Raw genomic sequence first — 20,251 nt, 5'->3', positions numbered from 1 at the left:
GAAGGTTCTGCCGAAGATCCGCCTGAACCGGTCGACACAGCGACCCGTAGGACGTCGCCATCACTGTGTCTCCATGGTGTCGTTGAGGCCATGCACGCCACCTGGCGCCTCGGAGGGGTCGGCGATCACGAAGGCGGTCGGATCTGCGATACCCGCCGATCGACTCATCTCGACCGCCAGGCGACCGAAGCCAGCCTTCTCCGGTGTGACACGCTCGGTCGTGACACCGACGAACGGCCTTCCGTCCACGTCGCCGCACCACGGGGACAGGTCGAGCCCCATCTCCCGGTTGCAGGCCACGATCGACAGGACGAAGAAGATCGCCTCGGCCTTGGTGTTGTCGTCGAGTGCATCGCAGATCAGGGCGACGTCTCGGATGCCGCGGTCGTCGACGTCAAGTGTCAGCGCGGCGAGGAAGTCTCCGCTGTCGCCCTCGGGCTTGAGCAGTTCAATCTTCAGACCCAGCAGCATCGCCATCCCGTAGGCGCGTGCCAGCGGGTTCGGCAGGTCGTAGATGGTGCCCTCGGTGACCCGGTCAGGCTCGGCTGTGGTGGATGATGTCGTCATGGTTCTGCGTCCTCCTCGGGGACGGGGTTCCAAGGCCCCACTGGTGTTGGCGCACCAGTCCGGGGCCGCTTTCGGTTACAGGGTCGGACTCGGGTCCGACACTTCGGGGCCGCCGACGATCTTCCACACCTTGCTCGCGGTGTCGTCGTCCTCGGTCAGCGCCGAGGCGAGGTCGTAGACGAGCTGACGCGCAGCCGGAAGCTCGAAGAAGTGGCCGTAGTTGTCGATGGTCAACATCACGAGCTGGGTCGACACCAACGGCGTCACACCCTCCGGCAGGTCGACCGGGTAGGAGGTGATGCGCTCGACCTCGACCGGACGACCGTCGGCGGATCGGATCAGGTCGTACATCAGGCGTTCGCCTCCAACTCGCCGCGGAACTCGGAGAGCAAACCTTCGACCTCGCCGACCCGAACGCCAAGCAGCTCGCGCTGGTCGTCGGTGAACCTGACGCCCTCGATCTCGCCGATGGCCTGTTTCATCTTCCGCCGAGCAGCCGACAGCAGCGCGGCGGCGGGGTGGCGCTGGTCGTCATCGCCCTGTCGCCTGCCAGGCCCCCAGAGCGACCAGAGCCACGTCAGGCAGCCCCTTGATCGCCTCCACCGCTGTCGGGCCCGCAGCAAGGCATCCAGGGCACGTCACGCCCACCCAGGCCGACGTCATCCGCGACCCGTCAGCCGGACGCTGAGCGGCCGCGTCACACAACAGCCGGGACAGGAACGGACGACCCTCCGGCGTGCAGACCCAGAAGTGGACCAGCGGCTCGGCGTCGGTGACCGGAGCCGTCGTCTGCTCGACCAGATCCGCGGCTTCGACCAGCGCCGCTGCCAGCCGACGCGCGTCCGGCGGATCCAGCTCGGCGTAGTCCTGGCCGCCGCGACTCATCTTGCCGTCGATGTTGATGACGGGGCCCTCGCGGCGGCCACCTCGCGGGCTGTCCCAGATGTCGACGTGGACCCGCAGCGCCTGCCGGGTCGGCAGGTCCCAGGCGTCGATCACCTCGCTGCGGTGGAACGTGGCGCCGTCGAGCGGGTCAGCCAGGTCCCTGGCGTGCTCCTCCGGCGGCGTCGTACACCACGGTGGGCAGACGAGGACGGGGACTTCTGAGGCCTCTGGAGTGGCGGTCATCTGCGTTCCTCTCGGTTGGAGAGGCTGTCGCTCAACGATGCATAGCCGATGCAAGCACCCACCTGCAGGAAGAGAAACAGCCCGTGATCTCTGCGTTTCCGCAGGTCACGGGCTGTTTCGTGTCTGGCTCCCCCGATTGGACTCGAACCAATAACCCTGCGATTAACAGTCGCATGCTCTGCCAGTTGAGCTACGGGGGAATGCTACGTGTCCACCCACGGGGTGGAGCGGGGAAACACTAGCAAGGCAGGGGCGGTCGCCAGAAATCGAGGTGCCCCGCCCGAGGCGTCAGACCTGGACGTCGGCGCGGGCCGCGGCCAGCGCCTCCTGCACCACCGCGTCGACCTGCGGGTCCGTGGGGTCCAGCCCGTCGTCGTACTCGACGAACCAGGCGAGGTCGCCGTGGCCGCTGGGGGCGCGGCGGGCGAGGATCCGCACCGAGCGGCGGCCGGAGACGGCGACATGGCGCTGGACGGCGATGCTGGCGGTGACCCGCTCGCGGACGAGCTGGAGCAGGCGGTCGGCGTCGTCGAGGCGCAGGACGTGGAGCGGGGTGGGCTCGCCGAAGCGGGCGACCTCGACCACGCGCAGCACCGACTCCTCGTGGTCCCAGTCGGCGCTGGCGACCTGCTCCCACGGGATCCGGCCGGGGAGGTAGAGGGCGTCGCGGGTGCCGCCGACGAGGGGCGGGCCGTCGCCGGGCTGCCGGACCACGGCCCAGGCGAGCAGCCGCTCCCCCGGCCCGACCGGGAAGGGCGGGCGGCGCGACGGGAGGGGCGGGAACCTCACGGGAGCATCCTCACGGGGCGCCCACGATCTTCTCGCGCAGGGTGCGCCGGTGCTGCTCGAGCGCAGCCAGCTCGCCGAACATCTTGTTGTAGTCGCCTGCGTTCTCGAGCGGGTTCGTGCGCTGTAGGCGGGAGCGGACCTCGTCGATCCGGCGCAGCACCGTCAGCTCCTGCAGGCGGTGGACGTGGTGGGCGACGTACCCGGCGTCGACGTCGCGGTTGACCGGGATCGGCTCGACCGCGAGCGCGCTGATCAGCGACGAGACCGCCGGGTCGGTGGCGGCGTCGCGCAGCCGCGCCACCCAGCCCGGGTCGTTCTGCCCGGCGACGGTGCCACCGGCGGCGGCGACCAGGTCCCACACGGCGCGGTAGGTGGGGTGGGTGAAGTCGTTGCTGCCGATGTCGGCGGTGGTGCGCCCGATCGCGAGCGGCTGCTGCAGCACCAGCTTGAGGGTCTCCCGCTCGATGCCGAAGCGCGGGTCCCGGAGATCCGGTACGGCGGAGCGCGGGGCGGCTCGTCCGCCGCCGGGGCCTGCGGGGCGTGGCCGCGGTCGGGGCGGCCGCTGCGCTCGGGGCCTCGCGCCGCGGCCCTGCGCACCTCGGTGCGGGCCTGCTCGATGTCGACGCCGACCATCCCCGCGAGCTCGCGGGCGAAGGCGTCGACCTTGGACCGGTCACGGACGCTGGCGACCAGCCGGGCACCGGCGCGGAGGGCGTCCACGCGGCTGTCGGCGCGGTCGAGGTCGTAGCGGCCGACGACGTTCTCGAGGACGAACCGGTAGAGCGGGCGGCGGCTGGCGACCAGGTCGCGGACGGCCGCGTCGCCCTCCTTGATCCGCAGCTCGCAGGGGTCCATCCCCTCGGGAGCCACCGCGACGTACGTCTGCGCGACGAAGCGCTGGTCGCCCTCGAAGGTGCGCAGGGCGGCCTTCTGGCCGGCCTCGTCGCCGTCGAAGGTGAACACGACCTCGCTGCGCAGCTCGGCGTGGTCGTCGAGGAAGCGCCGCAGCACCCGGGCGTGGTCGTCGCCGAAGGCGGTGCCGCAGGTGGCGACCGCCGTACCCACCCCGGCGAGGTGGCACGCCATCACGTCGGTGTAGCCCTCGACGACGACCGCCTGGGAGCGCAGCGCGATCGGCTTGCGGGCCAGATCGATGCCGTAGAGCACGTTGCTCTTCTTGTAGATCGGGGTCTCGGGGGTGTTGAGGTACTTGGCCTCGATCCGGTCGTCGTCGAAGAGCCGCCGGGCGCCGAAGCCGATGGTGTCGCCGTTGGCCTCACGGATCGGCCACAGCAGCCGGCCCCGGAACCGGTCGTAGAGCGAGCGGCCCATCGCCACCAGGCCGGCGGCGATCACCTCCTCGGAGCTGAACCTCCGGCCGCTCAGGTGGCGCCACAGCGCCTCCCCGTCGCGCGGGGCGAAGCCGATGCCGAAGGTGAGCGCGGCCTGCTGGTCGAACCCCCGCTCGGCGAGGAACTGCCGCGCGGCCAGGGCGTCGGGGCCGCCGAGCTGCTCGGCGTAGAACTCCTGGGCGACGGCGTGCGCCTCCACGAGACGGCGGCGCTGCGGTCCCTTGGGGCGGTCGTCGTGGCCGGTCTCGTCGCGGCGCAGCTGGATGCCGTACTTGTCGGCCATCCGCTCCACGGCCTCGCCGAAGCTGAGGCCGTCGATCTTCATCAGGAACGTGAAGACGTCGCCGCCCTCCTGGCAGCCGAAGCAGTGCCAGAATCCGCGCGTCGGCGTCACGTTGAACGACGGGGACTTCTCGTCGTGGAACGGGCACAGGCCCTTCATCGAGCCGCCGCCGGCGTTGCGGAGGGTGACGTAGCCGGACACGACCTCGTCGATCCGCGCCCGCTCCCGGACCGCGGCGATGTCCTCGTCACGGATCCGGCCGGCCATGCCGCGATCCTACTGACGGCCCCGACCCGACGGCGGCGCCCTGACCCGGGCGGCCGGCCGGGGGCCGCTCAGATTTCGTCCGCCTGAGCGTGACCTTCGTCGCATCCGCCTCGTTACATGCGCGGGAGGACCGCACGAAGGGGTCATGGGGATGAGCGTTCGGGGAGGGACCGAGCATGGAGCAGGCGTCTGCGCGCAGCCGCGCCAGCTGGCCGGTGACCCTGATCGTGCTGCTCTTCGCGATCTCGGCCCTGGTCATGGTCCTCAAGGACGGCGACGACGCGACGGAGCAGCGGTCGGCGCCGCTCTCCTCGATCGACCTGGACCTGAAGGACCTGCCGGTCAGCTCCACGACGACGACCCTCGACGCGGCGCCGCTCGACCCGCGACCGATGAAGGTCCCCAAGGGCACCGTGGTGCACCCGAAGCGGGTGACGGCGCTGTACGACGAGCCCGACGGCACACCGTTCGGCAAGATCAAGCCGACCCAGTTCGGCGACACCTGGCTGCCGGTGATCACCCGCAACCGGACCTGGGTTCAGGTGCTGCTGCCGTCGAAGCCGAACGGCTCGACCGGGTGGATCCGGGGCTCGGAGCTCACCGAGGCGCGCAGCAGGTTCCTGGTGAAGGTGCACCTCGGCCAGCGCTCCCTGGAGATGTTCGAGGACGACCAGCTGGTCGGGAGCTGGACCGTGGCGATCGGCGCCAGCGGCACGCCGACGCCGGTGGGACGGACGTTCGTGCTCGGGCAGATCATCGACGACAAGCAGCCGTTCTCACCGGTGATCATGCCGCTGGGCACCCACAGCGAGACGCTCGACTCGTACGGCGGCGGCCCCGGCACCGTGGCGCTGCACGGCTGGACCGACCCGAGCGTGTTCGGCAAGGCCATCAGCCACGGCTGTGTGCGGGTGCCCGATGACGCGCTCGACCTGCTCCGCACCGTGCCCATCGGCACCCCGGTCATGGTCGACGAGGCCTGACCCCGCGAACTGCTCCACCTCGGGGACAAGTGATGAGGATGAAGGGAACACCCATGAAGAACAAGAGGCACCTGGCTCCGGTCGCCGGCGCCCTGCTGCTGGTGGCGGGAGCGGCGACGTCCGTGTCCCTCCTCGCGGGCGGCTCGGCGACCGCGGCGGGCAACCCGTCGTCTGCATACGGCCTCGAGCTCGCGATCGCCGACAACGCGGTGATCGACCGGATGCCGGCCGTCACCTCGACGGACGGCACGCTCAAGACGGACTCCCTCATCGGCCTGCCCACGAACCCGGTCGCCAGCGGCGGCATCGTGAACGCCTCGGCGCAGAACGGCGCCGCGAGCGCGAGCGTCGCCGACCTCGCGGTGGGCGACGGTCTGCTGTCCACCATCGACCCGCAGGGCACGCTGACCGGCCAGCTCGACACGGTCTGCCAGCAGATCGTCGGCCAGCTCGGCCCGGTCCTCGACCCGGTCAACACCCAGGTGCTCGGCCCGCTGCTCACCCAGCTGCAGGGCGTCCTCGACCAGGTCGGGACCGCCACCCAGGGCACGCCGCTCAACCTGTCCGCGCTCGGCGCCCTCGACATCAGCAACCTGACCAACGGCCAGCTCGACGGCCTGTGCGACGTCCTCGCCGGCAAGCTGCGGCTGGTCGGCGCCGGCGCGATCGAGGCCAGGTGCACCGGCAACACCGGCACCACCACCGTCGCGGACCTCAAGGCCCTCGGCCTCCCGGTCAACGTGGACACCAAGAAGGCCAACCAGGCGGTCAAGATCCCGGACGTCGCCGGCGTCCCGCCGATCATCGAGCTCGTCGTGAACCGCCAGACGCCCAACGCCGACGGCACCTTCACCGTGGACGCGCTCTACCTCAACGTGCTCGACCAGATCAAGCTGACCGTCGCCTCCGCCACCTGCGGCAATGTCACCAGTGACCGCGCGCCGGCTCCGGACGACGCGCCGGCCCCCAAGCCGGTCAAGGACCACGTGCCGGTCACCGGCTGACTCGGCTCCGCCGCACCACCGACCCGTCGCGTCCGAGACGCGACGGGTCGGTGGTGCTCGCCTCGCTCAGCCGAGCAGTCGCTCGTGCCAGGCGACCGCGCTGGCGTCGGTGAGCGAGGCGACCTGGTCGATGACCACCCGGGCCCGGGCGGCGTCGTCGGTGGCCGCCCTCCAGTCGGCGGCGTAGGTCTCGTCGAGGGCGTCGGGTCCACGGTCCAGCAGGACGTCGACCAGCGCCGCCAGCAGCTCGCGCTGGCGCGCCTGCAGGGCGACCCGGTCCGCGGCCTCCATGACGTAGTGGGCCGCGATCCCCTTGAGCACGGTGATCTCGGCCCAGGTCTCCGGCGGGATCACCAGGTCGGCGGCATAGCGGACGAACGGGCCGGGACCGGTGGCGAAGGTCGCCTGCTGGACCGCTCCGCAGAACCGGCCGATCAGGTCGCTGGTGAGGTTCTTCAGCGCGGCGAGACCGGCCCGCCCGCCGTCGTACGGCGTGCGCGGCCAGCTCCCGACCTCCCGCAGCCGGTCGAGCACGTCGTCGAGCTCGGCGTCGGTCGCCTCGGGGCGGTACCAGGACCGCACCGTGTCCCACACGGCCGCGGTGTCGAGGCGGGTCAGGTCGACCTTGCCGGCGACGGTCCCGTCCTCGACGTCGTGCACGGAGTACGCCACGTCGTCGGCGAGGTCCATCACCTGGGCCTCCAGGCACCGCCGGCCCTCCGGTGCCCCGGCGCGGAGCCAGTCGAAGGCGGCTCGGTCGTCGTCGTACACGCCGAACTTGCCGTCGTGGCCGGCGGCCTCGGCCCGGCTCCAGGGGTACTTCGTGCAGGCGTCGAGCGTGGCGCGGGTCAGGTTGAGGCCCGCGTCCGGCGTCTTGGCCTCCAGCCGGGTCAGCAGCCGCAGCGTCTGGGCGTTGCCCTCGAAGCCGCCGCAGCCGGAGGCCAGCTCGGCCAGCACGCGCTCGCCGTTGTGGCCGAACGGCGGGTGGCCGAGGTCGTGGGCGAGCGCGGCGGTCTCGGTGATGTCGGGGTGGGTGCCCAGCGCGCGGGAGAGGTCGCGCGCGATCTGGGCGACCTCGAGGCTGTGGGTGAGCCGGTTGCGGACGAAGTCGTCGCTCTGCGGGCCGACCACCTGGGTCTTGGCCGCCAGCCGCCGGAACGACGCCGCGTGCACCACCCGCGCCCGGTCCCGCTCGAACGGCAGCCGCTCGGGCGCCTCCACCCGCTTCGGCGGCTCGGGCACGATCCGCTCGCGCGCGTGGGCGTCGTACCGCTGCTCCACCTCGTCCACCCGGCGACCCTATCGGCGCGGCTCACCCCGACGTGAACGCGGCGAGCGCGATCCGCATCAGCCGGTCGTCCTCGCCACCGTCGCCGTTGCCGGTGGTGGTGAGGGAGAGCGCCAGCGTGCGGCTCGACCCGGGCGACGCGACGGCGAGCGTGCGGTAGCCCGGCACGCTGCCGCTCTTGCCGTACACCACGACGCCGCCCGGGAGCGCCGTGCGCTCCAGGCCGGCGGCGAACCTCGCGTCGCCGCCACCGGCGTCGGGCAGATCCGGTACGGCGAGCATCCGGTCGAGCCAGGGCTGCGGGACCACGCGCCCCGCCATGAGCCGGTCGAGGAAGCGCGCCAGGTCACGGGTCGTCGACACCAGCCCGCCCTCGGCCCATGCGTAGGCGCTCTGGGCCGTGACGTCGACCAGCCGGCCGTGGACGCGGACATACCCGTGGGCGTGGGGACCGCGCAGCCGCACCTCCCCGCGGCCGGGCAGGTAGGTGCGGTCGAGTCGCAGCGGCTCCAGCAGTCGGGCCCGCAGCTCGTGCGCGTAGCTGCGCCCGCTCGCCCCCTCCACGACCAGGCCGGCGAGGAAGTAGTTGATCCCGTTGTACTGCTGCCGGGTCCCGGGCGCGAACGCCATCGGCCGCTCCGTCGCCGAGCGGACGACCGCTCGCGGCGTGTGCCAGTCGAACCGGTGCCGCACGACCCAGGCGGGGTCCTCGTGCCCGGCGTCCTCGGTCGACATCGGCAGCCCGCTGGTGTGGTCGAGGAGCTGTCCGACCGTCACGATCGGGTACGACGACGGCAGCACGCCCGGTAGCAGGCGCTGGACCGGGTCGTCGAGGTGCAGCCGTCCCTCGGCGGCGAGCTGCAGCACCAGCGCCGCGGTGAACATCTTGGTGACGCTCCCGATCCGGAAGCTCGCGTCCTCCGGCACCGGCCGCCCGGTGCGGACGTCGCGGACGCCGGACCGGCCGGCCCACCGGTCGTCCCGGCCGGTCACCCGCACCTGCGCTCCGGTGACCGCGGGCTCGGGCAGCCCGGCGATGCTCGCCGCGAGCGCCTCGTGGTCGGGTGGTGGGGCCGGGCCGGCTCCGAGCACGGCCACGGTCAGCGCACCGGTCAGATGGACGAGGAGTCGTCGGGACATGCCCTCCACCGTGCACGCCGTACCGGCCCGCCCCCATCGGGGACGCCACCCATTCCGGCCCGGGGCCGCCCCTGAGGGGCCGCGTTACGGTGGAACGGTGACGACGCCGCTCGGGACCACGCGCGTCCGGCGGGCACGCTCCGAGGAGTACGCCGCCGTGGGCGAGCTGACCCTGCAGGCGTACGACGCCGACGGGCTGCTCAGCAGCGCGGACGAGACCGACGACGTGTACGCGCCGCAGCTGCGCGACGCCTCACGACGCGACGCCGAGGCCGAGGTCTGGGTGGCCGTGGACGACGCGGACGCCGTCCTGGGCACGGTCACCTGGTGCCCGCCGGGCTCACCGTGGCGGGAGCTGGCCGGCGGCCGGGACCAGGCGGAGTTCCGCATGCTCGCCGTACCGCCCGCCCACCGGGGCCGGGGCGTGGCCCGGGAGCTGGTGGCCTGGTGCGTACGACGGGCGAGTGCCGAGGGGATGCGCGAGATCCTGCTGTCCTCGCTGCCCGCGATGACCGCGGCCCACGGGCTCTACCTGTCCGCCGGATTCCGTCGCGCGCCCGAGCTCGACCACCGGCCGATCCCCACGGTGCTGCTGTGGGCCTTCCGCAGGGACCTGCCGGTCGCGGGCTGAGCCTGCCGGCGCCGTCTGCGGCGCAGGAGGCCGGCGAGGACCAGGACGAGCGGGCCGCCGACGAGGGCTCCCATCTGGAGCACGGCGCTGCGGCCGAGCCCGGCGCCGTCGTACCCGGTGTCGCGGTCGGCGCTCGTGGTGGCCGTGGCGCCGCCGGCCGGGCTGCCGAGGCCCGGTGCGGTGCCCTCGGCCAGCGACCAGCGGCGGGTGGGGTCCGACGATGCGTAGACCGCGCGCTGGCCGTCGGGACCGGTGGCGAGGGTCCGGTACGCCGGATCGATGTCGGTGAGCGTGCTGACGGTGAGCTCGGCGGCCGCCGGCGCGGTCGGGCAGGTGAACCGCAGGACGGCGCCCTGGGTGACCAGGTTGCCGACCTCGCTGACCGCGCCGGGGCAGGCGACGCCGTCGGCCACGACCGCGATGTGCTCGAGCAGGTAGCCGGGCAGCGCCGCCGACGCCGCCACCTTGCGGCCGTCGGAGAACTCGTAGGCGATCGTCCCGTCGGCGCGCACCCGGTCGCCGGGCAGCACCCCGAGGTCGATCCCGAGCAGGGTGAGGTCGTCGGCCGCGCCGGCGCGCCAGACCACCTGGACGACGTCCCCGTCACGCCCGACCTGCAGGGTCTGCGGGTCGCCGAACGGGTGCAGCAGGACGCCGGCGAGGAGCACGCCGGCCAGCGGGGTCATCGAGCGCTCACGCGGCGACCAGGCCGGACACGCCGGCGGCGGCCACCGCGCAGCCGATCAGGGTGATCGTGGTCGCGGCCAGCAGCGGACCCACCCGCGTGGCCAGCGCGAGCACTCGGCGGGACTCGGCGGCACGGGCGACCACGTTGCGCCCGCCCAGGGCGAGCAGGCCGACGACGAACAGGACGGACGCCAGACCGAGGCCGAAGGTGATGACGAGGGCGAGCGCGAAGCCGGAGCGGCCGGTGAACAGGCCGGTGACCAGCACCAGGAACGCGGTCGGCGACGGGACCATGCCGCCGGAGACGCCGAGCAGGATGAGGCCGGGGCGGGCGCTCCCGTCCCCATGGCCGTGACCGTGCCCGTGCCCATGTCCGTGCCCATGCCCGTGCCCATGTCCGTGCCCATGTCCGTGCCCATGTCCGTGCCCGTGACCATGGCCGTGCCCGCCGCGGAGCACGCGGCGCATCAGCACCGCGCCGACGGCGATCACCAGCAGGCCGCCGGCCACCTGGAGGGCGCCGGTGAGCTGCTCGAGACGGACCAGGTCGGAGAGGGAGAAGAAGGTCCAGGCGACCGCGAGCACCAGCACCGAGAGGGTGTGCATCACCGCGACGCTGCCGCCCATCCACGCCGCGTCCCGGACCCGCCCCTCGGAGCCGATCAGGTACGCGGCCGCCAGGCTCTTGCCGTGCCCCGGTCCCACGGCGTGGGCGGCTCCGGCGGCGAACGCCACCACGAAGGCCAACGGGACGAAGCCGGGCGACTGGACCAGCCCCACGAAGTCCTCCCCCAGCGCGGTCGCGAAGGAGAACTCGAAGGACGACGGGAGAAGGGCAGGCAGCATGGACTTTCCGGGAGCTCGGCGGGCCTCGGGCGCGGCAGCCACCCGGGCGACGCCGCTCCGTCCTACCCTTCCGGCGCCGCCCGACATCCCCGTCGCCGCGGTGTGACCGGCGCGGAGCCGAGCGGTGAACACTGGGCGACCGGACCGATCCCGCTCAATGGCCGAACGCGTGCGACGGAAGCGCGTCGAGCGGCAGGGGGCGCACCTGGTTGCCGGCGGCGAGATGCACGACCTCGCAGGCCACGCCGGCGAGCCGCGCGGCGACGTACAGCGAGGTGGCCCAGGCCAGGTCGCGCTCGCCGACGACGGGCGCGCCGGGACGGGCGATCATGAACGCGATGCGCCAACCAGCGGTGTCGTCGTCGAGCAGGTGACGAATCCAGTGGACGAAGCGGCGCTGACGCCCGTCGTCCAGCGGCCCGTCGAGGTCGGTGAAGGTCACCGTGCTCCGGGTGACCCTCCCGTCGGCGTACACGAGCAGGCAGGTCGTGCCGACCGGCGGCTCGTTGCGCCGCCGTACCCAGCCCCGCCAGAGCTGGTCCAGCTCGGCCTGGGTCCGGATGCGCGGTCGAGGGTCGCGTCGAAGCATCTGAGCAGGATGCCCGGCGGGACGGGTCCGGGCCACCGGCTATCCACAGGCCCGGCCTCAGCCCCAGAGCTCGGCGAGCTGCTCGGCGAGGGCCCGGGCCTGGTCGCGACCGGCCCGTGCCGCGGGCGCCCGCAGCGACAGATCCGTCGCGTTCGCGCCGAACATGTGCTCGGCCCCGCTGTCCGGGACGACGGTCGCGACCCTGCTGCCCTGCGCGCGGAGCTCCTCGACCTGCGTGGCGAGCTGCATGCCCCACTCCAGCGGGTGCCGGGTCCGGCCGCCGAACGGTGACAGCACGAGCACCCGGGCGTGCCCGGCGGCCAGGTCGGCGTTCTCGTTGCGCCGGTAGCCGCCGTCGATGTAGCGGCGCTCGCCGATCCGGTACGGCGGCCCGCTGGACGTGCTCGCCGCGACCGCGTCGACCAGGTCGACCCCGCTGGCGCGGTCGAAGACGACCGGCTCACCGGTGGCGGCGTCGACCGCGGTGACGAGCAGCGCCCGGTCCGGCCACTGCCGAGCGGGCAGCCGGGCGGCGACGATGGCGCGCCACCCGGCGTGCCGGGAGCCGTCCGAGGCCGCGTCCAGCTCGAGTGCCGCCGTACCCATCCTGCGGCGCATGTCGGCGGCGTCCTGCGCGGCGGCGATGATGCGGCCGGTCCGCTCGAGGTGGTCGGCCACCGCTCCCGCAGGACCGGGTCGGCCGCCGGGACCGGGCGGACCGGGACGAGCGGGACGAGCGGGAGGAGCCGCGAGGACGGCGGCGTACAGCTCGGGCAGCGCCGCGCCGGTGATCTGGGCCGCGGTCGTCGCCCCGGCCGAGGTCCCGACGATCAGGTCGGCGTCGGTCACGTCCAGGCCGACGTCGAGGAGGCCGGCCGTCACGCCGATCAGCCACGCGTTGCCGACCGCGCCGCCGCCACCGAGGACCAGCGCGCGCTCAGGTGAGGAAGTCGTCATGCTCATGGGAGTCGCCTTTCCCGATTGCCTGGAGGCGCTCCCCGCGACGGCTACCTCCGTCGCGCGATCGTGAGCAGGGGAGCACCCGTTGCGGATACTGCGTTCACGGGACTCACCTCCTCGGATCACGACCGCCGCCACGCTAGTGGTCGTCTCCGTTGATACGTCGGGGGTATCCGTGCTCAGGGTGCGTGCATCGCAAGGCGGCGGCGCGACGGCATACCGGGCTGTCTTCCGAGCGTCGCCAACGCGGCGAGGTGCGTGCCCTGGGTGCGTAGACCCTTGATGAATCAACGGAGATGACCACTAGCACCCCAGATGGGTGGAGGATCTGCTCATGGGTCGGTTCGGCTTCTCGTTCGTCGGTGCGGCCTTCCTGGCCGCCCTGTTCCTGCCGAACCTGTGGTGGGCGTGGCGCGCACGACCTGCCGGGTACGACGCGACCGGCGAGCCGAGAGCGCTCGTGATCCTCGAACGCGGCGGCCAGGTGCTCACCACCGCGGCCGCACTGCTCTTCGCCGACACCAACCTGCGGGCGTGGTCGGCATGGTCGTGGTGGCTCGTCGCGGCGACCGCGGCGCTCGGGGCCTACCTGGCCTGCTGGATCCGGTACGGCCGCAGCGACCGGACCGAGGCCGACTTCTACCGGCCGCTCGGCCCGGTGCCGGTGCCGCTGGCCACGCTGCCGGTGGCGGCGTTCGTGCTGCTCGGCGTCTACGGCCGCCTGCTGCCGCTGGTCGCCGCGACCCTGCTGCTCGGCGTCGGCCACATCGGCATCCACCTCCACCACGTCCGGGACCTCGACACGGCCCCGGACGGTGAGCGAGCAAGCCCTCGACGTGGCGACCGCACAGGTCCCGCTGGGCGCTGCTTGATCGCGGCGACCGTCTCCTCCGGAACGTCCCTGCCTCGGGTTGTGCCGGTGGAGTCGGATGATCGAAGTGTCGGAATAGCTTGTAGGAGTGCATGTCAGCAGGTGCGCTGACATGCTCACCCGGCGGTCCTCAGGGCTGTGCGGGGGTCGCTGTGAGGGCCAGAGCCGCGAGGAGCTGAAGCCGTTCGGCGGTCGCAGAGGCGGGCTCGGCAATGTAGGCGGACAGCGTGATCGACGGGATGGAGTCGAGGGTGAGTTCCTCGAACCCGAGGACGAGGTCGCCGACCTCGCGGTGATGGAGGGTCTTGCTGCCGGCGCGATGTTTGCCGACGTCGTGGGCGCCCCAGCGGGCGCGGAAGTCCTCGCTGCGGGTGGAGAGCTCCCCGACGAGGGCGGTGAGACGTGAGTCGTGCGGGGTGGAGGCGGCTTGGGTGCGCAGTATCCGCACCGTGGTGTCTGCGGCGTCGTCGAGGTCGGCGTAGAACTCCCCGGCGACGGGGTCGAGGAACACGAACGATGCCAGGTTGGGCGGCGCGACTGCGGATCTCCTGGTCGGGCTGTCGTAGATGTCGGAGAACAGTGCCCGGCCCAGCGGGTTCGCGGCCAGGATGTCCAGGCATCCGTTGTGCGCGATGACCGGCGTGGTGCTCATGGAGTCGATGAGCAGCTGCGCCTGCTGCGGAAGGATCGACGACGGTCTGGTCCGTCTGCGGGCGCGGGCGGGCCGACGGACCGCGCGGGCGAGGTCATAGAGGTAGGCGGTCTCGTCGTCGGTCATCTGCAGGACACGGGCGACGGCATCGAGGACCTCGTCGGAGACGCCGGTGAGGTCGCCCTTCTCGATCCGGGTGTAGTAGTCGACGGAGACGCCGGAGAGGATCGCGACCTCCTCGCGACGCAGGCCGGGCACGCGCCGGACGCCGCTGCCTGTGGGCAGCCCGGCCATGTCCGGGGTGATCTTCGCGCGGCGGGTGGACAGGAAGTCCCGCACGCGCTCGTCCTTCGGACTCATGGCCCAAGCCTACGAACGCCTGCTGCCGGGAGACAGGCCCTGCCAGAACCCCGCGAGCGCCTACCAGTGGGGACGGAGGGGGTTCCAACGGAACCTTCCGGGGCCGTCGGTCGCGTTCCACGATTGAGCTGTTCGGTGCGACAGGGATCGCGAGACGCAGGCCCCACGCACAGGCATGAAGCGAAGGGAGAACCCATGAGTGAGAACATCGACATCAAGACCCTGAACGGCTACGGAACGACGCTGGCGGCCGTGATCAACCTCCCGCCGGACTTCGACGCATCGAGGACCTACCCGGCCGTCGTCGTCTCCCATCCCGGCGGCGGCGTGAAGGAGCAGACCGCGGGTCTGTACGCGGGCATGCTGGCGGAGCTCGGGTTCGTCACGGTCGCCTATGACGCGTCGTTCCAGGGCGCGAGCACGGGCGAGCCGCGTCAGCTGGAGAACCCCTACATCCGCACCGAGGACGTGTCCGCGGTCGTGGACCACCTGACCACGCTCGACTACGTCGACAGCGACCGGATCGGCGCGATGGGCATCTGCGCCGGCGCCGGCTACACGGCCAACGCCGCGATCGACGACCCCCGCATCAAGGCTGTGGGAACCGTCAGCATGGTCAACATCGGCCAGATGTTCCGCAACGGCTGGACCAACGACGTCAAGGATGCCGACGCGGCTCCGGTCCTGAAGATGGGCGCGGACGCGCGCACCGCCGATGCCGCGGGGAAGGACAACCCGTTCCCGCTGGCGCCGATGAAGGAGGAGGACGCCCCGAACGAGGAGCTCCGCCAGGCGTGGGAGTACTACCACACGCCGCGCTGCGAGCACCCGAATGCCCCGGGCTACATGACCGCGCGCAGCCTGTCGCAGATCATCGCCTACGACGCCTTCCACAAGGCCGAGGCGTTCCTGACCCAGCCGCTGCTGTTGATCGCGGGCAGCGAGGCGGGGTCGAAGTGGATGAGCGACGACCTGTACGAGCGCGCCGCCAGCACGGACAAGTCGTTCCACGTCGTCGAGGGCGCGAACCACATGGAGCTCTACGACGGCGAGAAGGAGGTCGCCGAGGCCGTCAGCAAGCTCGGCCCCTTCTTCACCGACAAGCTCTGAGCTGGACGATGGGGACGCGTGTCGCCTCGCACGACGGCGGAAGTCGTTCGGGCCCACCACAAGGCTGCATGGCGCCTACATCCAACGCAAGAATCGTACGTCGGATGCAACGTCCGACATTGTCAGAAGACCGAGACGTGCACGTGGTCGTAGTGGTTGGCGGTGGCCGAGCCGCGGTTCGGCATGCCCCGCCAACCCTCGCCGGAGCGCTCCACGGACCAGATCTTCTGCGCGTAGATGACGTACGAGACGCCGAGGGCGGAGTAGTTCGCGCGAACGAAGTTCGCGATCTCCCAGCCGCGGGCGCCCGAGATCATGATGTCGACGGCCCGGCCGCGGGGGTGGTCGCCGCCGCCGCCGCGGAGGGTGCCGTAGACGCGGACCTCCGGGAAGTTCGCGCAGACCGCCTCGTGCACCTTCTTGATGCTGGCGCTGACGTTGGCCGGGACGCTGGTGCCGTTGGTGCAGGCGCCGCCGAGGGTGGCCGGCTTCTCGTCGGAGAAGTGTCCGGCGGTCACCCAGCGGGACTTGCCGTCGAGGACGATCTCGGCGCGCTCGCCGTACGTGCGGCCGGTGAGGAGGACCTTCTCGCCCACCTCGATCTCGCCGACCTGCTTGGCCCGCTTGTCAGGGCGGGTCCACAGGTTCAGCGGGGCGGCGGTCCAGCGGCGCTGGTCGGCCTCGGCGACGGCCTTCGCGGTCGCGTCGTCGGAGAGCAGCGCGTCGAGCTCGGTGCCGATGGCGTCGGCGGACCGGTCCGCGCTGCGGGACAGGACGGGGAGGCGGCGGCCGCTGTCGCCGACGGAGCCGGCCGCGGCCTTCGAGCGGTCGACGGCGACGAGGTCGGCGCCGGGGGCCGAGGAGTTGAGGACGCCTCCCGTGACGACCGCGGTGGTCGCGAGGGCGGCGAGGGAGCCGGCCAGAACGGCGGCTCGGGGCGTACGTCGCGCGGTTTCCCGCTTGTGGCTGGTGGCCACGCGCTGATTCCTTTGCTGTCGCTTACAGATGCATCCCGAGAACCCTGGCCTGCGCCAGAGCATCGTGCGAGTAGAGCACAGAGATCAAGCCTTCAACCAATTGGTGAGACCGCTCGGAGGGGTGAGTCGGGTCACCCGCCGGTGGTCTCGTCGACGTCCTCCAGTACGCCGGAGCAGCCGTCGCCGAGCCCGTCGGTGTCGTCCAGCCAGCCCTCCGGGAGCACCACGCGGTGCCGGGGGGCACCCTGCCGGCCGCGGGGGCGCCGAGCTCGGAGGCGGGGAACGGCTCGGCCGGGTCGAGGTCGGCGAGCAGCCGGTCGAGCGTGGCGAGCGAGTCGACCAGGCCCAGCGAGCGCCGCAGCTCGCCGCCGGCCCGGAACCCCTTGAGGTACCACGTGACGTGCTTGCGGAACTCCTTGCAGCCCCGCTCCTCGCCCATGTGCTCGCACAGCAGCTCGGCGTGACGGCGCATCATGACCGTGACCTCGCCCAGGGTCGGGAGCGTCGTCTCCCCCGGGCCGTCGTCGGAGAACGCCGCCGCGAGGTCGCGGAACAGCCAGGGCCGCCCCAGGCAGCCGCGCCCGACCACGATGCCGGCGACGCCGGTCTGCTCGACCATCCGCAGCGCGTCGGCCGCCTCCCAGATGTCGCCGTTGCCGAGGACCGGGATGTCGACGTGCTCGACCAGGGCGGCGATCGCGTCCCAGTCGGCCTGGCCGGAGTAGGCCTGCGCGACGGTCCGCCCGTGCAGGGCGATCGCCGCGCACCCGGCGTCCTGAGCGATCCGGCCGGCGTCGAGATAGGTGAGGTGGTCGTCGTCGAGGCCCTTGCGGGTCTTCATCGTCACCGGCACGTCGTACGGCGCCGCCGCGGCCACCGCCTCCTCCAGGATCCGGCCCAGCAGGTTGCGCTTCCACGGCAGCGCCCCACCGCCGCCCTTGCGGGTGACCTTCGGCACCGGGCAGCCGAAGTTGAGGTCGACGTGCGCGACGCCGTACTCCTCGCACAGGATGCGGGTGGCCTTGCCGACGTACACCGGATCGGTGCCGTAGAGCTGGACCGAGCGGACCTTCTCGGCCTCGTCGAAGACCAGCATCCGCCGGGTGGTCTCGTCGCCCTCGACCAGGCCGCGGCTGGTGATCATCTCGCAGACGTACAGGCCCGCGCCCTGCTCGGCGCACAGCCGGCGGTAGGCGGCGTTGGTGATGCCGGCCATCGGCGCCAGGACGACGGGCGCCGGCACCTCGAGCGGGCCGAGGCGCAGGCCGCTCACGGGGTCTCCTCGTCCTTCTCCTTGTTCTTCTTCACCTTCTTGACCGGGCTCAGCTCGCCGCTCCAGCTGATCGCGTCCAGCCCGCCGAAGGGCGTGAAGGAGACCCGCTCCAGCTCCCGGGTCGGGGCGATGAAGTAGACCTGGCACAGCTCGGCGGTGGCGCCCTCCGCGAACGGCGCCGGCAGCGGGTCGCCGGAGCACACCGGCAGCTGCTCGGCGGTGTAGTAGTTGGGCGCCTCGAGGGTGGTGCCGTCCTCGGCCCACAGCACGTTGTCGAGCCGCAGCCCGCCGAGGTCGACGTCACCGGCGTTGGCGACCCTCACGCGCACGAAGTACGGCGTCCGCGCGGCCGTCACGTCGTCGACGTTCCAGCCCTTGAAGGACTTCTGGAACGAGGTGCGCTCGATCCGCTCGACGGTGACGGCGAGCACGCCGACCTCGTCCTGGCGCCGCTGGAACGCCACGACGCCCTCCTCCCCCAGCGCGAGGGCGGTCCCGGGCTCGGTGAGCGTGACGTCCTCGGGCACCGGCAGGTACGTCGCCGGGGCGGCGGACGTCGCCTCGCTCGGCGACGGCCGCTCCTCGGCGTCGTCGCCGTCGTCGGAGCCGCACCCGGCCAGGGCCGTGAGCGCGAGGCCCGCGGCGATCACCAGCCGGGTGCCCCTCAGCATCCGACGAGCCGCTCGGCGAAGTACGTCGTGAGCTTGTCCAGCGCGACCCGCTCCTGGGACATGGTGTCCCGCTCGCGGACCGTGACCGCCTGGTCGTCGAGGGTGTCGAAGTCGACGGTGACGCAGTACGGCGTGCCGATCTCGTCCTGGCGGCTGTAGCGCTTGCCGATCGAGCCGGCGTCGTCGAAGTCGATGTTCCACAGCGCCCGCAGCTCGGTGGCGACGGCGCGCGCCTTCGGCGTGAGGTCCTCGTTGCGGCTCAGCGGCAGCACCGCGGCCTTGACCGGCGCCAGCCGTGGGTCGAGGCGCAGCACGGTGCGCTTGCGGACGCCGCCCTTGGTGTCGGGCGCCTCGTCCTCGGCGTACGCGTCGACGAGGAAGGTCATCAGGCTGCGGGAGAGACCCGCTGCGGGCTCGATGACGTAGGGGACGTAGCGGGTGTTGGAGGCCTGGTCGAAGTACGACAGGTCCTTGCCGGAGTGCTCGGCGTGGGTCGACAGGTCGAAGTCGGTGCGGTTGGCGATGCCCTCGAGCTCGCCCCACTCGGAGCCGGCGAAGTTGAAGCGGTACTCGATGTCGACGGTGCGCTTGGAGTAGTGGGACAGCTTCTCCTTGGCGTGCTCGTAGTGGCGCAGGTTGGCCGGGTCGATGCCGAGGTCGGTGTACCACTTCGTGCGGGCGTCGATCCAGTACTGGTGCCACTCCTCGTCCTCACCCGGCTTGACGAAGAACTCCATCTCCATCTGCTCGAACTCGCGGGTGCGGAAGATGAAGTTGCCGGGCGTGATCTCGTTGCGGAAGCTCTTGCCGATCTGGGCGATGCCGAACGGCGGCTTCATCCGCTGCGAGGTGACCACGTTGGCGAAGTTGAGGAAGATGCCCTGCGCCGTCTCGGGGCGCAGGTAGTGCAGGCCGGACTCGTCCTCGATCACGCCGAGATAGGTCTTGAGCAGGCCGGAGAACTGGCGCGGCTCGGTCCAGGCGCCGCGGGTGCCGCAGTTGGGGCAGGCGATGTCGGACATGGGGACGTCGTCGGGGTCGTCGATCCCCTTCTTCTCCGCGTACGCCTCCTGCAGATGGTCGGCGCGGAACCGCTTGTGACACGACTGGCACTCGGTGAGCGGGTCGGTGAAGGTCGCGACGTGCCCCGAGGCCTCCCAGGTCTGGCGCGGCAGGATCACGCTGGAGTCGAGGCCGACGACGTCGTCGCGGCTCTGCACCATCGAGCGCCACCACTGGCGCTTGATGTTCTCCTTGAGCTCCACCCCCAGCGGGCCGTAGTCCCAGGCCGAGCGGGTACCGCCGTAGATCTCCCCGCAGGGGTAGACGAAGCCTCGGCGCTTCGCGAGGGAGACGACCTGGTCGACGGTGGACGGGGGCGGCTTGGCCACGTGGATTCCTTTGTGGGACGAGCCCGGCTGGCTGCCGGGCGGGCTTGGTGCGCGACTCGCAGAGCGAAGCCCCTAGGTTACGCGAGACTCCGCCACGTTGAGCATTCCTCCGGGCTCCACGACCTCGTAGGCGCCGGGCTCGTCGATGGCCCGGCTGAGCACCGGGACGCCGTGCAGCTTCAGGTCGTACGACGACAGCGCGCGCCGGTACGCCCCGACGTTGGCCCAGCGGGTGGTGAGCGTCCACAGGCCGGGGTCGTCGACATTGCGGCCGACCCAGCCGTCGACGTACCCGGTCTGCTCGGCGAGGAGGCGGTGGACGCGCTCGAGGTCGGCCCGGAGCCCGTCCGGGTCCTCCCCTGCGCGGAAGCGGTTCACGACGAGCACGGCCGCACTCTACGCACGCGCCCGCCGCATCGATTTGACGGCGAC

The 20,251-nt window shown here is 72.1% G+C and carries 22 protein-coding genes, 1 tRNA gene and 2 pseudogenes; 5 read left to right on the top strand and 20 right to left on the bottom strand.

The annotated features are described in order from the left end of the window. Window positions 1–60 precede the first annotated feature (60 nt). The 8 genes and pseudogenes from FIV44_RS26395 to dnaG all read right to left on the bottom strand — a co-directional run. On the bottom strand, window positions 61–567 hold the full coding sequence (locus FIV44_RS26395; RefSeq protein WP_141007045.1) for a hypothetical protein: 507 nt from the start codon (window positions 565–567) through the stop codon (window positions 61–63). A 75-nt stretch (window positions 568–642) separates the two neighbouring features. Next, window positions 643–918, bottom strand: coding sequence for a hypothetical protein (locus FIV44_RS26390; RefSeq protein WP_141007044.1), 276 nt, complete (start codon window positions 916–918; stop codon window positions 643–645). Beyond that, window positions 918–1,049, bottom strand: a complete 132-nt coding sequence (locus tag FIV44_RS33395; protein ID WP_281285771.1) for a hypothetical protein — start codon at window positions 1,047–1,049, stop codon at window positions 918–920. Before FIV44_RS33395 ends, FIV44_RS26390 begins: the two co-directional genes overlap by 1 nt. A gap of 49 nt (window positions 1,050–1,098) precedes the next feature. Beyond that, on the bottom strand, window positions 1,099–1,695 hold the full coding sequence (locus tag FIV44_RS26385; protein ID WP_141007043.1) for a DUF6907 domain-containing protein: 597 nt from the start codon (window positions 1,693–1,695) through the stop codon (window positions 1,099–1,101). Between the two features lie 124 nt (window positions 1,696–1,819). After that, window positions 1,820–1,895 (bottom strand) — tRNA-Asn (locus FIV44_RS26380). A gap of 88 nt (window positions 1,896–1,983) precedes the next feature. Further along, window positions 1,984–2,484: a hypothetical protein gene (locus tag FIV44_RS26375; protein WP_141007042.1), complete on the bottom strand. Its 501-nt coding sequence runs from the start codon at window positions 2,482–2,484 to the stop codon at window positions 1,984–1,986. A gap of 10 nt (window positions 2,485–2,494) precedes the next feature. Further along, window positions 2,495–2,926: a hypothetical protein gene (locus tag FIV44_RS33745; protein ID WP_342778859.1), complete on the bottom strand. Its 432-nt coding sequence runs from the start codon at window positions 2,924–2,926 to the stop codon at window positions 2,495–2,497. Between the two features lie 233 nt (window positions 2,927–3,159). Then, window positions 3,160–4,386, bottom strand: a pseudogene (gene dnaG, locus FIV44_RS33740) (DNA primase); the annotation flags it as partial. A 176-nt stretch (window positions 4,387–4,562) separates the two neighbouring features. Between dnaG and FIV44_RS26365 the strand changes: the two are divergent. Beyond that, window positions 4,563–5,369 carry a L,D-transpeptidase gene (locus tag FIV44_RS26365; protein ID WP_141007041.1) on the top strand — a complete coding sequence of 269 codons (807 nt, stop codon included), beginning with the start codon at window positions 4,563–4,565 and terminating at the stop codon, window positions 5,367–5,369. A gap of 53 nt (window positions 5,370–5,422) precedes the next feature. Continuing rightward, window positions 5,423–6,373, top strand: coding sequence for a hypothetical protein (locus FIV44_RS26360; RefSeq protein ID WP_141007040.1), 951 nt, complete (start codon window positions 5,423–5,425; stop codon window positions 6,371–6,373). A 66-nt stretch (window positions 6,374–6,439) separates the two neighbouring features. Here FIV44_RS26360 and FIV44_RS26355 read toward each other — a convergent pair whose 3' ends face one another. Further along, on the bottom strand, window positions 6,440–7,663 hold the full coding sequence (locus FIV44_RS26355) for a deoxyguanosinetriphosphate triphosphohydrolase (protein WP_181410846.1): 1,224 nt from the start codon (window positions 7,661–7,663) through the stop codon (window positions 6,440–6,442). A gap of 22 nt (window positions 7,664–7,685) precedes the next feature. Continuing rightward, entirely contained in the window at window positions 7,686–8,801 is a 1,116-nt protein-coding gene (locus FIV44_RS26350) for a serine hydrolase domain-containing protein (protein WP_141007039.1), read from the bottom strand. A gap of 97 nt (window positions 8,802–8,898) precedes the next feature. Between FIV44_RS26350 and FIV44_RS26345 the strand changes: the two genes are divergently transcribed. Continuing rightward, on the top strand, window positions 8,899–9,432 hold the full coding sequence (locus FIV44_RS26345; protein WP_219996188.1) for a GNAT family N-acetyltransferase: 534 nt from the start codon (window positions 8,899–8,901) through the stop codon (window positions 9,430–9,432). On the opposite strand, the gene FIV44_RS26340 is transcribed toward FIV44_RS26345, so the two are convergent. The 4 genes from FIV44_RS26340 to FIV44_RS26325 all read right to left on the bottom strand — a co-directional run bounded on the left by FIV44_RS26340 (window position 9,330) and on the right by FIV44_RS26325 (window position 12,517). Continuing rightward, window positions 9,330–10,118: a hypothetical protein gene (locus FIV44_RS26340; protein ID WP_141007037.1), complete on the bottom strand. Its 789-nt coding sequence runs from the start codon at window positions 10,116–10,118 to the stop codon at window positions 9,330–9,332. The two genes, FIV44_RS26345 and FIV44_RS26340, sit on opposite strands and share 103 nt — an antisense overlap. Window positions 10,119–10,125: 7 nt before the next feature. Continuing rightward, window positions 10,126–10,965, bottom strand: coding sequence for a HoxN/HupN/NixA family nickel/cobalt transporter (locus FIV44_RS26335; RefSeq protein WP_219996187.1), 840 nt, complete (start codon window positions 10,963–10,965; stop codon window positions 10,126–10,128). A 154-nt stretch (window positions 10,966–11,119) separates the two neighbouring features. Further along, window positions 11,120–11,554 carry a hypothetical protein gene (locus tag FIV44_RS26330; RefSeq protein ID WP_141007036.1) on the bottom strand — a complete coding sequence of 145 codons (435 nt, stop codon included), beginning with the start codon at window positions 11,552–11,554 and terminating at the stop codon, window positions 11,120–11,122. Between the two features lie 57 nt (window positions 11,555–11,611). Then, a complete protein-coding gene (locus tag FIV44_RS26325) occupies window positions 11,612–12,517 on the bottom strand; it encodes a patatin-like phospholipase family protein (RefSeq protein WP_219996186.1) in 906 nt (301 codons plus the stop codon). A 331-nt stretch (window positions 12,518–12,848) separates the two neighbouring features. On the opposite strand from FIV44_RS26325, the gene FIV44_RS26320 reads away from it, so the two are divergent. Next, complete coding sequence (locus FIV44_RS26320; RefSeq protein ID WP_181410845.1) at window positions 12,849–13,496, top strand: hypothetical protein; 648 nt, start codon at window positions 12,849–12,851, stop codon at window positions 13,494–13,496. A gap of 19 nt (window positions 13,497–13,515) precedes the next feature. Here FIV44_RS26320 and FIV44_RS26315 read toward each other — a convergent pair whose 3' ends face one another. Continuing rightward, entirely contained in the window at window positions 13,516–14,397 is an 882-nt protein-coding gene (locus FIV44_RS26315) for a helix-turn-helix transcriptional regulator (RefSeq protein WP_141007035.1), read from the bottom strand. 195 nt (window positions 14,398–14,592) lie between these two features. Here FIV44_RS26315 and FIV44_RS26310 point away from each other — a divergent pair, with 195 nt between their 5' ends. Then, the gene (locus tag FIV44_RS26310; protein WP_141007034.1) at window positions 14,593–15,507 is read left to right on the top strand and encodes an alpha/beta hydrolase; all 915 of its coding nucleotides are present in this window, start codon (window positions 14,593–14,595) and stop codon (window positions 15,505–15,507) included. Window positions 15,508–15,629: 122 nt separating this feature from the next. Here FIV44_RS26310 and FIV44_RS26305 read toward each other — a convergent pair whose 3' ends face one another. The 5 genes and pseudogenes from FIV44_RS26305 to FIV44_RS26285 all read right to left on the bottom strand — a co-directional run bounded on the left by FIV44_RS26305 (window position 15,630) and on the right by FIV44_RS26285 (window position 20,206). After that, a complete protein-coding gene (locus FIV44_RS26305) occupies window positions 15,630–16,484 on the bottom strand; it encodes a VldE C-terminal domain-containing protein (protein WP_141007033.1) in 855 nt (284 codons plus the stop codon). Window positions 16,485–16,615: 131 nt separating this feature from the next. Then, a pseudogene (gene dusB / locus FIV44_RS26300) lies at window positions 16,616–17,700 on the bottom strand (tRNA dihydrouridine synthase DusB). 53 nt (window positions 17,701–17,753) lie between these two features. After that, window positions 17,754–18,428 carry a hypothetical protein gene (locus FIV44_RS26295; protein ID WP_141007032.1) on the bottom strand — a complete coding sequence of 225 codons (675 nt, stop codon included), beginning with the start codon at window positions 18,426–18,428 and terminating at the stop codon, window positions 17,754–17,756. Further along, window positions 18,422–19,819, bottom strand: coding sequence for a glycine--tRNA ligase (locus FIV44_RS26290; protein ID WP_141007031.1), 1,398 nt, complete (start codon window positions 19,817–19,819; stop codon window positions 18,422–18,424). Before FIV44_RS26290 ends, FIV44_RS26295 begins: the two co-directional genes overlap by 7 nt. Window positions 19,820–19,891: 72 nt before the next feature. Next, the gene (locus FIV44_RS26285) at window positions 19,892–20,206 is read right to left on the bottom strand and encodes an antibiotic biosynthesis monooxygenase family protein (RefSeq protein ID WP_141007030.1); all 315 of its coding nucleotides are present in this window, start codon (window positions 20,204–20,206) and stop codon (window positions 19,892–19,894) included. Between the last annotated feature and the right edge of the window lie 45 nt (window positions 20,207–20,251).

This window comes from Nocardioides humi, from assembly GCF_006494775.1.
GTDB lineage: Bacteria > Actinomycetota > Actinomycetes > Propionibacteriales > Nocardioidaceae > Nocardioides > Nocardioides humi.
This window is presented reverse-complemented; position numbering and strand designations above follow the sequence as displayed.